This window comes from Nocardia sp. CC213A, assembly GCF_030766805.1.
Taxonomy (GTDB): domain Bacteria; phylum Actinomycetota; class Actinomycetes; order Mycobacteriales; family Mycobacteriaceae; genus Nocardia; species Nocardia otitidiscaviarum.
The window spans coordinates 18,677-31,165 of sequence record NZ_JASFXA010000014.1 but is presented as its reverse complement, the minus strand read 5'-3'; the positions used below and the strand labels follow the sequence as shown (position 1 = coordinate 31,165).

Below are 12,489 nucleotides of genomic sequence, written 5' to 3'. Positions count from 1 at the left end.
AATGGGTTGCACTGATGTTCGGCTTTCCGGAGCATGGTGGTTGAAAGGATGGTTTCGATACACATGCGACGAATACGATTCCCGGAACTCGGACTACCCGGCCGGGTGGAGTACCTCCGTGTCGACGAGCAGTCGGGCGAACTGCTGGATCGACGGGAAATCAGCGCCCGCGGCACGGTCGAGGTCCCCGACGACGCGATGCTCACGTACGCCGCCGACCACTGCCCGCCCGCCGATCTCGCTCGGGTCAGCCGCGACGCCTTCGCGACCATGATGCTGACCGGCGTCGACGACGAATTGCTCGGCGTGGTGGGCACCATGGCCAACGTCCAGCACCTGGAACTGTGCGGGGATTTCACCGACACCGGAACACGCGCGTTGGCCTGGACCGCGGATATGTTCGTGCTCGAACTGGACTCGCCGCATATCGGCCCCGACCTTCATCTGCCGGGCGGGACCATCTGCCTGATCGCGATGCGCGGCGACCGCCTCGACGACCGCGTGTTCGACCTCGTCGCCGCGCGGCAGCCCTTCTCGGTGGAGGTCGCCGGCGCCGCGATCACCGGCGCCGGGCTGGGTGCGCTGGCCGCGGTACCGGAACTGGAGGAGGTGCGGCTCAGCGGTCGCAACCTGCGGGCCGCACATCTCACCGCCTTGGCGGCGACGGCTGTCACCGCACTGTCGATCGAGCCGGACCGGATCGACCCGAAGTGGGCCGACGCCATCCTCGGCCTGCCCGGGCTGCGCACCGTCGAGGTGGGTCAGCTCGATCCCGCGCCACTGTCGTCGGACGCCGTCGCGCGGCTGCTCGCCGCGGGCTTGGAGGTCAACGGCATTCGGGCCGGGGCGGCGGAGCTCGCGGCGACCGCGGCGGAACTGGCCGTCGGTGACGATCATCCCGACGACGCGGAGCCGGACCGGACGATGCGGGCCGCGTTGCGGCCGGTCGACGACGAAGCCGAATTCGACGCCCTGTTGGCCGGTGACGCACCGGTGTTGGTGCAGTTGACCGCGACCTGGTGTGGGCCGTGCAAACAATTGCGGCCTGTGCTGGAGGGGGTGCTGTCCGGCTTCGAGGGGCGCATCACCGGTGTGGTCGTGGACATCGACCGAGCGCCGTGGGCCGAGCGGTTCGACTTCCGCAGCGTGCCCGCCGTCCTCGCGTTCGCGGGTGGTCGCGAGATGGTGCGGTTCGTCGGCGTCCGTTCGGCCGCGGACATCACGGCCCTGCTCACGGCCACCGTCGGGCTCGATCGGGTTTGACACGGGGCGGGACCGGCCGCCGGATATGTCTTGATGTTGCAATAGTCACGCGCGATGTTGCAATATCGCATTGCGAAGTGTGTTTCAAAACTGGGACAATAGTTCTTGTGAATGAAACACAGTGGCCATCGGGCCGACATGAAGCGACCGACAGGGCACGCCGCCGCCAACCGCTGCTGGCCGCGCTAGCGGCCACCGGTGTGGTGGTCGGGCAGGCGATCGGCGCGGGTGCGGTCGCGGCCGATCCCGCATCGGCGGATGCCCCCGGTGCGGGAACATCCGCAACGAATACGCCTGGCGACGGCGGTAAACCCCGCGAGAGGCCCGCGACCGACGCGCAGGTTCCCGATCGAAAGGTTCCTGATCGGCAGGGCGTCGACCAGCGGGGCTTCGACAAGGACGGCTACAACAGGGACGGCTACGACAAGGACGGTTTCGATCGACGCGGATTCGACCGCCACGGCTATGACCGATTCGGCTACGACCGCAAGGGTTTCGATCGCAACGGGTTCGACCGCGCCGGTTACGACCGTCAAGGCTACGACCGCCACGGCTACAACCGTGCCGGTGTGGACCGGCAGGGTAAGCCCCGCACCACGCCGCGGCCCGCGCCGCCGCGCCCGCGGCAGCCGACGCCTCCGCCCGCTCAGCAGCCCGCGCCCCCGGCACAGCAGCCCGTCCCGCTACCGGAGTACGCGGAGCAGTTCCTCCGGCAACTCCCCGAACCGATCGCGAATATCGTTCGCCCGGTGATCGTGTGGGCCTTCCAGACGCTCCCGTTGCCGCGCTGATCCCCGGGCGGACCCGTGCCATTTCCGCTCCCGCCGACCGGGTTCGGTCGGCGGGAGCACCCGTCCGCACCACGAAGGAAAGCTTTTCCTATGAACAATCAACCGGCCGTACGCAATCGGCGTCACGGGGCAGCGATCGCGGTCCTCGCCGCCGCCGCCCTGCTGAGCCCGGCAGCGGCCCTCCTGCTGATCTTCACCATCTGGTGAGACGTGGTCGTCGGCAATCGCATTCGGGGTGCGTCCTCGACATGACGGCCCGTGCCCTTAATCCATTCTCATAGCCAAGGAGAACCGACCTATGCCCGTACGAACCGCCCGGGCGATATCGCTGGCCGCCGTGGCGTCGACACTGTTCGTCTCGGTGCTGTCCGCATGCGCGGCTCCCTCGACCGGGCCCGGCGACACCGGGAGGCAGCATGGAATCGACTGGCGGCCCTGCCCGGTCGGCGAGTTGACCACACGCGAGTGCGGCACCGTCTCGGTGGCGGTCGATCCGGCCGACCCCGATGCGGGCACCATCGACCTCGCGGTATCGCGCCTGCCCGCCAGTGCGCCCGCCGAGCGTATCGGGGTATTGGTGACCAGTCCCGGTGGGCCCGGGATATCGGGACTGCGGTCGGCGGTGGCACACGGGCTGTTCCTGCCCGAGCGACTGCGGCAGCGGTTCGATGTGATCGGTTTCGATCGCCGCGGCGTGGGGCAGAGCGCGAAGGTCGAGTGCGCTGCGGCGGAAGAGGAGTCGGACGAGCCCAACGAGCTGGATGATCAGGCCGTGACTCCGGACCTCACCGCGACCGAGGCGGCGGCCCGTGCGTACGTCGGTGCCTGCGAGCGGCGCATCGGACCGCTCATCGGCCATCTCGGTACCGCGGACGTCGCCGCGGATCTCGAATCCATCCGCATCGCACTGGGTGAGGAGCGGATCAGCCTGCTGATGTCCTCCTATGACACGTTGCTCGCGCAGGCGTACATGGCGCGGTATCCGCGGCAGGTGCGGGCCGCGGTGCTCGACGGCGCTCTCGATCCCGATCGCGACGGCCCGGCCTTTGTCGCGGGCACCTCGCACGCGCTCGAGGACCTGGTGGGCGATCCGCCCGATCGACCGCTGCCCACCCCTTCCGCCGAGCTGGTCGACGCCGTCGCGGCGCTGCATCCGGGGCCGCCGGATATGGGGCTCAACTTCGGCAACCACTGTGCCGACTTCGCCTGGCCCACCGATATCGGTCAGCTGGTCCGGCGGTTGACGGAGGTCGGCGGATGGAGGTCGGTGCGGGAGGGCTACGGGGCCTGCGCGTTCTGGCCGCGGGGAGAGGCACTGGGCCCGCTGCGGCCGGGAGCCGATGCGGTGGCGCCGCTGGTCGTCAACAGCCACGGCGATGTGCGCACGCCGGCCGCGGGCGCGCGGGCGGTCGCCGACCGCTTCGGCGGGACGCTCGTGCTGGTGCCCGGCACCGCGCACGGCTTGGTCGGGTCCGGCTACGGCTGCGCGGAAGCCGCCGCCACCGAATACCTGCTCGACCCCACCGCACCCGTCTCGCCACCCTGCTGACCGCATCCGTCGTTCCGGATCCGCGGCCAGACCCCCCCTACCGGGCGCATTCCTGCGCGAATACATCGACATCCTGTACGAGCGCCGATGGATCCAGATCGCCGCCCGCGTCGTTCTGGCCGCCCTGCCGATCCTGCTGACCGTCGCGCGCGCACCGCCTGGAACCCGCTCTCCTGGAGGAACGCGGGCCGCCGGTACGCGGGACCTGTTTCGCGCGGTAACCACCGGCCGCCGCGTGCCGCGCAAGATCGCGGTCAGATTTCCTCGAGGCCGATGCGGTGTCGGCTCGCGACACTGAGCCGGGTGCGGGGAGCGACGGCTTCCCGCACCGGAACGAAGGAGCGAACGATGTCGGCAGAGGACAACAAGGCAATTATCAGAAGGGTTTTCGACGAATTCGTCAACCAAGGAGATTTCTCCATACTCGACGAGATCTACCGCGACGACATCATCGATCATCAGCCCCTGCCGGGTGCGCCGGACGGACTGGAAGGGGTGCGCTACACCATCGCCGGACTGCGCCGGGGCTTCCCCGACCTGAAGGTCACCATCGAGGAGATGAGCGCGCACGCCGATCACGTCGTCATCCACAACACCTGGCGGGGCACGCATCAGGGCGAATTCCTCGGCCTGGCCCCCACCGGCAAGCGCATCGCTTCCAAGGGCGTGGTGGTGTGGCGGCTCCAGGACGGGCGCATCGCGGAGCGCTGGGGCATCGGAGTGGACGGCAATATGCTGGCCCAGCTCGGCGTGGGTTCGCTGGGACCGCGGTCGAGGGCCCGGGTGCGGGCGGTGGATGTGCCCGCGGTGCGGACCTGCCCCATCCTGCCGGGTCGGCTCGACCGGTGGCGGGAGGTGCAGCGGGAACTGGGCGGCGATCGCGTGGCCCGGTATCGCGCGTCGCGCAAGGCGGCGGGCATCTCGCGGGAATTGATGTGGTGCACCGGCACCGGGCAGGATGTGACGGCGATCTATCACCTGGAGGCGGCTGATCCGAGCCGGGCGATGCGGGTGCTGAGTGGTTCGTCGGACCCGTTCGACGTCTGGCTGCGCACCAGCCTGACGGAGATCCACGGCCGCGATCCCTACGGCGACGGGTCGGCGGTCGGCGAACTCGGCCACGGCTGGCAGCGCTGAGCCGGGCCTGTCATACGCGAGAACGCCGGTGCCGTAACGGCACCGGCGTTCTCGTTCGTGCGCTACTTGCGGGCGACGCCCAGATACAGCGACGAGGTGTCGGAGGTGAGTTTGGCCCGGAGGCTGCCGTCCTTGTTCTGCCCGCGGATGGCAATGCCCTTGGCCGCGCCGATCGGGGCGAACCCGGCCGAGGTCAGATAGCCCTTCATCTCGGCCGGGGTGATGAAGTCGTTCCAATCGTGCGCGCCCTTGGGCACGATGCCCAGCACCCGCTCCGGCAGCCAGATCATCATGATCCGCGACATGAAGGTCCGGTTGATGGTGTCGTACATGAACAGGCCGCCGGGTCGCAGCACCCGGTGTATCTCGGCCACCGCCGCGCGCGGACTCTGCACGTGCTCGAGGACGTCGACGCAGGTGACGATGTCGAAGGCGGCATCGTCGAAGGGCAGCGCCTCGGCCGCGCCCACCCGGTAGTCGATGTCCTTGCCGGTCTGCTCGGCGTGCTGCCGCGCGGCCGCGACCAGTTTGGGGGACACGTCGACGCCGGACACCACCGAGCCGCGGGCGTGCAGGAATTCGGTGGTGTAGCCGCCGCCGCAACCGACGTCGAGCACGCGCACCCCCTTCCAGCCGTCTGCGGCGTAGGGGTCGAAGTAGGCGAAGCGCAGCGGGTTGAACGATTTCAGCGGGTTCATCTTCGAGTCGGTGTCCCACCAGCTGTCCGCCCAAGCCGAGAAGAAGTGCTGGTCGGATTCCACGCTGTCGGTCATTGCGGCTCCTGTCGAGTGTCGTGATGTGCCGAGGGTTCGAGGGTGCGGCCGTGCACCGGGGGATAGCGCAGGGCGTAGGCGACCTGGTCCTGTTCGGCGGCGCGGAACGCGAACAGATCCCAGCCGGCCGCCATGAACTCCTCGCGCGCCCGGATGGCGAGCGGGTGCTCCCACGCGCCCATTCGGCCGATCCGCCAGGCCAGTCGCTGCATGGCGGCGGTGCGCGGGATTCGTTCGCGCTCGTAGGCGCGCAATGCCGCCTCGACGTCGGTGGCGTCGGCCAGCCGCTCGGCGAGTACCAGGGCGTCCTCGATGGCCTGGCACGCGCCCTGACCGATATTGAAGGTGATGGGGTGGGCGGCGTCGCCGAGCAGGGTCACCCGCCCCTCGCCCCACCGGCGCAGCGGCGGCCGATCGACCACATCGTGGCGCAGGATGTCCGCGGCCGGGGTCGCGGCCACCAGCCGAGCTACCGGATCGGGCCAATCACGGTGGCGGCGCAGCAGTTTCGCGGTCGGATCGCCCTCGTCGCGGCCGCCCGGCGCGCCGTTCGCGACGCTCATCCAGTAGGTGCGGCCCGGCGCGGTGTCGTAGTAGGTGAAGCGGGTACCGTGGCCGAAGTAGGCGCGAAAGGTACCGGGGGGCACCATATTCGGACCCACCGCGGCGGTGCCGCGCCAGGCGATGTACCCGGTGAACCGTGGCGGCCGGTCACCCGCCAGCTGCCGCCGTACCGCGGAGTTGACGCCGTCCGCGCCGATCAGCACGTCACCGCGCTCGGTGCCCCCGTCTGCGAATTCCACGGTCACCCCGGCGTCGTCCCGGTGGAAGCCGACGACTTCCGCGCCGGTCCGGATCTCGGTGCCCGCCAAGGCGTCGCGCAGGATCGCGTGCAGATCCGAACGGCCGATGGCCACCGTGGGCATGCCGTAGCGCCGAGGGAAGCGCCCGACCGGCCATGTGCCCAGCCGCCGATCGCGATGGGTGCGGAACTCGCACACCTGTTGCGCCGGGGCGATGTCGAGCACGCGCTCGGCGACGCCGAGGCAGTCCAACCCGATCATGCCGTTGGTCCAGATGTGCAGTCCGGCGCCGCCGTCACGCAGCCGCGTGGCGCTTTCGAAGACCGCGGTCTCGATACCGTGGCGGCGCAGGGCGAGAGCGGCAGACAGACCGCCGATGCCGCCGCCCGCGATGAGGGCCCGTCGGATCCCTCTGGTCATGGTGGAACTCCTGTCGCCACTGCGGAATGACGCCTTCATGGTCTCCCGCGCGGCCGGAAAGAACCTCGAGCACAGCATGATTCGAGCTGACCGTGCCAGCCTCGGTGTAGTTTTCGGTTCAGCTCCGTGACAGATCTCGACCGGAGAATCGGGATGCGGTGATCGCGAATTCGCCGCACTCCACCGAGTTTTCGCACCCCGGGAGACAATCGTGCACACCCTCAGTTACGTGGCCGCGACCTTGGCCGTCATCGGATGCGCCGTGACCTACGGCACCGATACCTTTGCCGCCGTCGTGTGGCGGACATCCTTGCGGCATCTCGACGAGCGGGCGCTGACCCACCTGGTGGGCTATGTGCACTACTACGGAGACCGCAGGCTGCCCATACCGGGTGGTTTCGGCATGGCCGCGGCCGCGGTCGCGCTGGTATCCAGTATCGTCGCCGGGCGCACCGAGGCCGCGGTGGCGGGCGGTGTCGCCGTCGCCATGCTGGCCGCGTGGATGGTGCTCTACCTGCGCGTCGCCAAACCGGTGAACGAGGCGTTCAGCGCGGCGGCGCTGAACGGGCGGACCCTGGAGCGGGCGCGCGAGTTGCAGGCGCGCTGGGACAGCGTGATCAATCTGCGGGTCGGCATCCAGATGGTGGCGCTGACCGCGCTGTGCGCGCAGCTTTTCCTGCCTTGAGCGGCACCGGGCACACCGCCCGCGAACGACGAGCGCCCGGTCGGATCATCCGGCCGGGCGTGATGGGCAGCGGGCGTGGCGGTCAGGATTTGCGGCGGATGAGATTGACTCCGTCGCCGATGGTGAGCACCACCGAGTCCACCCGCGGGTCGGCGAGCACGTGCGCGTTGAATTCCCGGATCAGCTCCGTGGATTCGTCGAACGGGGGAGTGGCCACCGTGCCGAACCAGAGCACATTGTCGGCGAGGATCACCCCGCCCGGCCGCAGGCGGGGCACCAATTCCTCGTAGTAGGCGATATAGCCGGACTTGTCGGCATCGATGAAGGCGAGGTCGACGGTGAACTCAGGATCCAGGGACCGGACGGTGTCCAGCGCCGGACCCAGCCGCAGTTCGATCCGGTCGGCCACCCCGGCGCGTTCCCAGGCCGCGGTGGCGGTGGGCACCCAGTCGGGATTGATCTCGCAGGTGATGAGCCTGCCGTCGGTGGGCAGCCCGCGAGCCATGCACAGCGCGGAATAACCGGTGAAGGTGCCGATCTCGACAACCCGGCGGGCGCCGGTCAGCTGGGTGATCAGGGTGAGGAACGCGCCCTGGTCCGGTGCCACCTGCATGATCGCCGCGCCGCCGAGCCGTTCGGTCTCGGCGACCAGGCGTCGCTGCGCCTCGTCGTAGAGCGAGGTGTGCCCGGTGACGTAGGACATGAGTTCCTCGGTCATGCGTACGGTCTTCACGGGCGGCTCGTTTCGGTGGGCAGCCAGTTGCCGTGAAAGCCGTTGGGCACCCGCGCGGGCAGCGACACGGTGGCCGCGGTCTCCATGGTGCGTGCGTCCAGGATCAGCAGTGAGCTGCGGTCGGTGGCGCTGTCGTAGGAATAGCCCATCAGCACGCCGTCGTCCTCGTCGGCATCGGGTGCGGTGGGCACGAAGACGAATTCACTGCCCTGGCGGCCCTTTCCGAGATCCTTCACGACGGTGGTGCCACGTTCGAGGTCGTGCTTGTAGAGCGCGCCCGCGGGTGCCCCGCCGCCGCTGGCCGCCATGGTGTATCCGTAGCGGTGCCGACGGCCGACCAGCCGCTCGTCGATGCGCGGGAACTCCTGGGAGCGGTCGTCGAGACGGGATTCGCGCAGCGTGCCCGCCGCGATGTCCACCACCCAGCGGTCCAGGGTGGTCGCCCCCTCGTCGGGGCCGTTGCGGTCGGTGACGAACATGCGCGGATGTCGGACCACGTCCAATACCACGGTCTCGCCGTCCTCGTAGGCGTTGAGCGGGTGGAAGACGTAGCAGGGCGCCACGTCGAACCAGCGAATCCGCTCGGGGCCGCTCTCGCGCGGTAACAGACCCACCCGCGCCGGGTGCGCCGGATTCCAGCGGGCGGGCAGCCGGTCGTTGGGGCGCATCCGCGCACCGATCATGGCGGTGACCGGATCCGGCACCCGCACCCGGCCGATGAGCGCCGACAGCAGCAGCGCCGTCGGGTAGCGCAACGGTGCGGGCAGCACCATGGCGGCGGCGTCGTGCGGATCGAAGGTGACCGGGAGGTCGTAGAGCACCACGTAGTTCTCGGTCAGCGAGAAGTCGTGCATCATCGGCACCCCGCGAATGGGGATGTCGACGATGCGCCGGGCGCGCCCGGCGACGTCGATCACGGAGTACTGCACGATGTCGCCGCGGCCGAAGAAATGCGTGACGGCGTGCAGCTCACCGGTTTTCGGGTCCACCTTGGGATGGGCGGTGTAACCGCCCGGTAGGGTGCCGTCGAAATCGCAGGCGCCCAGCGTATTCAGCTCTTCGTCGAGTTCGTAGTTGGCCATGCCGCCCTCGATGAGCGCCAGGGTGCGCCCGCCGTGCTGGATGACGTTGGTGTTCGCGCCGAGCAGTTCGATGCCCCCGCGGTGGCGCGGCGCGCCCGGCGGCGCGGCGCGGACACGTCGGTTGCGGTACCACTGCGCGCGGCCGTCGCGCAGCCGGACCCCGTGCACCATGCCGTCGCCCATGAACCAGTGGTAGGTCGCGGGGTCCAGTTCGGACACGGGATTGGGGCCGTTGCGCACGTAGCGGCCGTCGAGGTGTTCGGGAATGGTGCCGGTCACCTCGAGGTCGGTGACGGTGAGTTCCTCGGTGACGGGGGCGAAGTTTCCTTCGAGGTAGGGGTTGCTCATGGCCGATCCCTTTCCGGGACAGGGGGTGTCAGAGATCGAGTTGCGCCATGGCGGGCGCGGGGTAACGCTCCCCGGCCGCGACGCCCTTGGGCGCCAGCCGCTCGATGGCCGCCAGTTCGGCGGGTTCCAGGGCGATGTCGGCGGCGGCGACGTTCTGCGCGAGATGCGTACGCGTGGTGGTGCCCGGGATCGCGACGATGTCGGTGCCCTGCGCGAGCACCCAGGCCAGCGCCAATTGCGCTGGCGTCACGCCCTTCTCGGCCGCCAGTTCGCGCACCTTGTCGACGACGGCGAGGTTCTTGGCGAAGTTGTCGCCTTGGAAGCGCGGGGACAGGCGTCGGAAGTCGTCCTCGGCCAGATCGTCGAGGCCGCGGATGCCGCCGGAGAGGAAACCGCGTCCGAGCGGGCTGTAGGCGACGAAGCCGATACCGAGTTCGCGGACCGTGGCCAACACGCCGTTGTCCTCGACATCCCGGGTGAACAGCGAGAATTCGGTCTGCACCGCGGTGAGCGGATGAACCGCGTGCGCGCGTCGGATGGTGTCGGCGCTGGCCTCGGAGATGCCCAGGTAACGCACCTTGCCCGCGCGAACCAGTTCGTCGAGGGCGCCGAAGGTCTCCTCCACCGGCACCCGCGGATCCACCCGGTGCTGGTAGTAGAGGTCGAGATGGTCGACCCCGAGCCGGGTCAGGGTGCCCTCGACACAGGAGCGCAGGTAGTCGGGGCGGCCGTTGATCTGCCAGGTGAGGTTGCCGTCCCGGTCGATCTCGTTGCCGAACTTCGAGGCAAGCGCCACGTCCGCGCGCCGCCCGGCGATCGCCTTGGCGATCAGCAGTTCGTTGTGGTGCGGGCCGTACATGTCGGCGGTGTCGAGCATGGTGATACCGCTGTCGAGCGCCTGCCTGATGGTGGCGATGCTCTCGGTCTCGTCGGCGTGGCCGTAGGCGACGCTCATGCCCATACAGCCCAGGCCCAAGGCGGAGACGGTGAGTCCCCGGCTGCCCAGCGCGGTTGTTCGCATCGGTGTCTGCTCCTGCTGATTCGGTGTGGCTGAAGGGGTTTCGAAGGTCTCAGGCGGCGACCGCGCTGATGAACAGCCCGATCAGGGCGATGCCCTGCAGGACCGAGCGCGGGTTGATGACGGAATCCCAGGTCCGCTGGAGCGCGCGGGCGTCGGGCGGGGTGCTGCCGGCCTCCGCGGCCGCGGTCAGTGCGGCGTTGATCGGTGCGCTGATTCGCCCGTAGATGGCGAACCACACCACGAGGGCCGCCACGGCCGTGCATCCGGCCGCGACGGAGACGGCGCCGGCGCCGGTGACGGCTGCGGTGGCCGCGGTGGCGATGGTGGTCAGGAGCCCGATCGCACCCGGGAATTTGAGACGGCGATCGCCGTAGAGATGGATGTAACCCATTGCGGCGGTGAGTACTCGGTCGTCGACGCGGGCCATGGCCGAGCGCTGCACCAGTGCGCAGAACACATCGGTTCCGTAGATGACCCCGACGGCGAGAACGGCTATTCCGGCCAGCACCTGATGTGCCACGACGGCTCCCTCATCTGAACATCGTTCGAGAACGGCTCTGACTGTCGCTAGCAATGATAGGACTATTGTCAACGACACGTCCAGTGTCATCGATAGGGTTACTTGCGATCGATAGGATGTGGGCATGACGGTTCGGGAGCGGCGGGAACGGGAGCGGGCCAGCAGGCGGCAGTTGATCATCGACACGGCGCGGCAGCTCGCGGAGGACGAGGGGTGGGGTGCGGTCACCACGCGCCGGCTCGCGGAGTGCATCGAGTACAGCCAACCCGTGCTGTACAGCCACTTTCCGAGCATGGAGGCCATCGTGCAGGCCGTGGCGGTGCAGGGCTTCGCCGATCTGGCGGAAGAACTGGGTGCGGCCCGTGCCGGCGCCGAGCGATCGGCGGGGCGGTTGCGGGCGGTCGCCCGCGCCTACCTGGATTTCGGCCTGCGGCAGCGGGCGCTGTACGACGCCATGTTCGTGCGGACCACGGACCTGGCGTTCGGCAGTGCGGAGACGCCGGAGCCACTGCGCCGGGCCTTCGGCGAATTGCGTTCCGTCATCGCCGAATTGGCGGGGGAGGACGACGCCGATTCCGATACCGAGGTGTTCTGGGCGGCCTTGCACGGACTGGTCACGCTGGCACGCAGCCGACGGCTGCGCACCGATGCCCAGGGGTTGCACCTGGGCGTGCTGCTGGACCGCTTCACCCGGCTGTGGGATCCGCGTACCGCTCCGGCAGGTTGAGCCAGCGGGTCAGGTCGACCAGCAGTTCGCGGCCGCGCTCGGCACCGCCCTTGACGCGGCCGTCGAGTACCAGGCTGACCAGGCCGTGCAGGTGCGCCCAGAGCAGATCCGCCCCGGCGTCGGCGTCGTGGGTGTCGGCGCAGAGATTGGGGATGCCGGTGGTGGCGGTCTCGCGCAGAATCTCGAAGCAGGCGCGGGCCGAGGCCGGCGCGTCGGGTGTTCCGAACGGTACGTCGGGCAGGCTGTGCATGAGCCGGTACAGGTGCGGGTCGTCGAGCGCGAATTCCCAGTAGGCCACGGCGACCGTGAGCAGGGGGCCGCCCTCGGTGCGCTGGATATCCGGACAGCGCGCGCGCCCGAGCCGGTGGGCGAGTTCGGCGAACCCCACGTCCACCAGTTCGACCAGCAGTGCGCGTTTGCCTGCGAAGAACTGGTAGACGATCGGCACCGTGTAGCCGACCCGGTCGGCAACCGAGCGCACGGTCACGCTGTCGTAGCCGCCCGCCTCGCGCGCGAGTTCGCGTGCCGCCGCGAGCAGTTCGGACCGCAGCCGTTCGCGCGCCTCGGCGCGCTCGTCCGCGGTGCCCTTGATTCGTTTGCCGTCGCGTGGCACTGGCCGCTCTCCTCTTCGAATTTC

The 12,489-nt window shown here is 69.3% G+C and carries 13 protein-coding genes; 6 read left to right on the top strand and 7 right to left on the bottom strand.

The features are described 5' to 3' along the window. Positions 1–63: 63 nt before the first annotated feature. The 4 genes from QJS31_RS23940 to QJS31_RS23925 all read left to right on the top strand — a co-directional run bounded on the left by QJS31_RS23940 (position 64) and on the right by QJS31_RS23925 (position 4,740). Positions 64–1,263, top strand: coding sequence for a co-chaperone YbbN (locus QJS31_RS23940; protein ID WP_306357745.1), 1,200 nt, complete (start codon positions 64–66; stop codon positions 1,261–1,263). 107 nt (positions 1,264–1,370) lie between these two features. Next, entirely contained in the window at positions 1,371–2,054 is a 684-nt protein-coding gene (locus QJS31_RS23935; protein WP_306357744.1) for a hypothetical protein, read from the top strand. 298 nt (positions 2,055–2,352) lie between these two features. Further along, entirely contained in the window at positions 2,353–3,603 is a 1,251-nt protein-coding gene (locus QJS31_RS23930; RefSeq protein ID WP_282786394.1) for an alpha/beta hydrolase, read from the top strand. A gap of 348 nt (positions 3,604–3,951) precedes the next feature. After that, the gene (locus tag QJS31_RS23925) at positions 3,952–4,740 is read left to right on the top strand and encodes an ester cyclase (RefSeq protein WP_306357743.1); all 789 of its coding nucleotides are present in this window, start codon (positions 3,952–3,954) and stop codon (positions 4,738–4,740) included. Positions 4,741–4,802: 62 nt separating this feature from the next. Here the strand turns inward: QJS31_RS23925 and ubiG are convergent, their stop codons facing one another. Beyond that, on the bottom strand, positions 4,803–5,513 hold the full coding sequence (gene ubiG, locus QJS31_RS23920) for a bifunctional 2-polyprenyl-6-hydroxyphenol methylase/3-demethylubiquinol 3-O-methyltransferase UbiG (protein WP_306357742.1): 711 nt from the start codon (positions 5,511–5,513) through the stop codon (positions 4,803–4,805). Continuing rightward, positions 5,510–6,736: an FAD-dependent monooxygenase gene (locus QJS31_RS23915; RefSeq protein WP_282781996.1), complete on the bottom strand. Its 1,227-nt coding sequence runs from the start codon at positions 6,734–6,736 to the stop codon at positions 5,510–5,512. The genes ubiG and QJS31_RS23915 overlap by 4 nt, the downstream gene beginning before the upstream one ends. A 211-nt stretch (positions 6,737–6,947) precedes the next feature. Here QJS31_RS23915 and QJS31_RS23910 point away from each other — a divergent pair, with 211 nt between their 5' ends. Beyond that, positions 6,948–7,421, top strand: coding sequence for a DUF1772 domain-containing protein (locus tag QJS31_RS23910; protein WP_282781997.1), 474 nt, complete (start codon positions 6,948–6,950; stop codon positions 7,419–7,421). 82 nt (positions 7,422–7,503) lie between these two features. Here the strand turns inward: QJS31_RS23910 and QJS31_RS23905 are convergent, their stop codons facing one another. The 4 genes from QJS31_RS23905 to QJS31_RS23890 are packed head-to-tail and all read right to left on the bottom strand — an operon-like array spanning position 7,504 to position 11,125. Continuing rightward, entirely contained in the window at positions 7,504–8,154 is a 651-nt protein-coding gene (locus QJS31_RS23905) for an O-methyltransferase (protein WP_306357741.1), read from the bottom strand. Next, on the bottom strand, positions 8,151–9,584 hold the full coding sequence (locus QJS31_RS23900) for a carotenoid oxygenase family protein (RefSeq protein ID WP_306357740.1): 1,434 nt from the start codon (positions 9,582–9,584) through the stop codon (positions 8,151–8,153). Before QJS31_RS23900 ends, QJS31_RS23905 begins: the two co-directional genes overlap by 4 nt. A gap of 28 nt (positions 9,585–9,612) precedes the next feature. Next, positions 9,613–10,605: an aldo/keto reductase gene (locus QJS31_RS23895; RefSeq protein WP_282782003.1), complete on the bottom strand. Its 993-nt coding sequence runs from the start codon at positions 10,603–10,605 to the stop codon at positions 9,613–9,615. 49 nt (positions 10,606–10,654) lie between these two features. Beyond that, positions 10,655–11,125 carry a DUF1772 domain-containing protein gene (locus QJS31_RS23890; RefSeq protein WP_282782005.1) on the bottom strand — a complete coding sequence of 157 codons (471 nt, stop codon included), beginning with the start codon at positions 11,123–11,125 and terminating at the stop codon, positions 10,655–10,657. A gap of 124 nt (positions 11,126–11,249) precedes the next feature. Between QJS31_RS23890 and QJS31_RS23885 the strand changes: the two genes are divergently transcribed. Continuing rightward, positions 11,250–11,852 (top strand): TetR/AcrR family transcriptional regulator, encoded by a 603-nt coding sequence (locus tag QJS31_RS23885; protein WP_282782007.1) that lies wholly within the window; start codon positions 11,250–11,252, stop codon positions 11,850–11,852. Here the strand turns inward: QJS31_RS23885 and QJS31_RS23880 are convergent. Beyond that, positions 11,812–12,465 carry a TetR/AcrR family transcriptional regulator gene (locus QJS31_RS23880; RefSeq protein WP_282782009.1) on the bottom strand — a complete coding sequence of 218 codons (654 nt, stop codon included), beginning with the start codon at positions 12,463–12,465 and terminating at the stop codon, positions 11,812–11,814. The genes QJS31_RS23885 and QJS31_RS23880 overlap by 41 nt on opposite strands. Between the last annotated feature and the right edge of the window lie 24 nt (positions 12,466–12,489).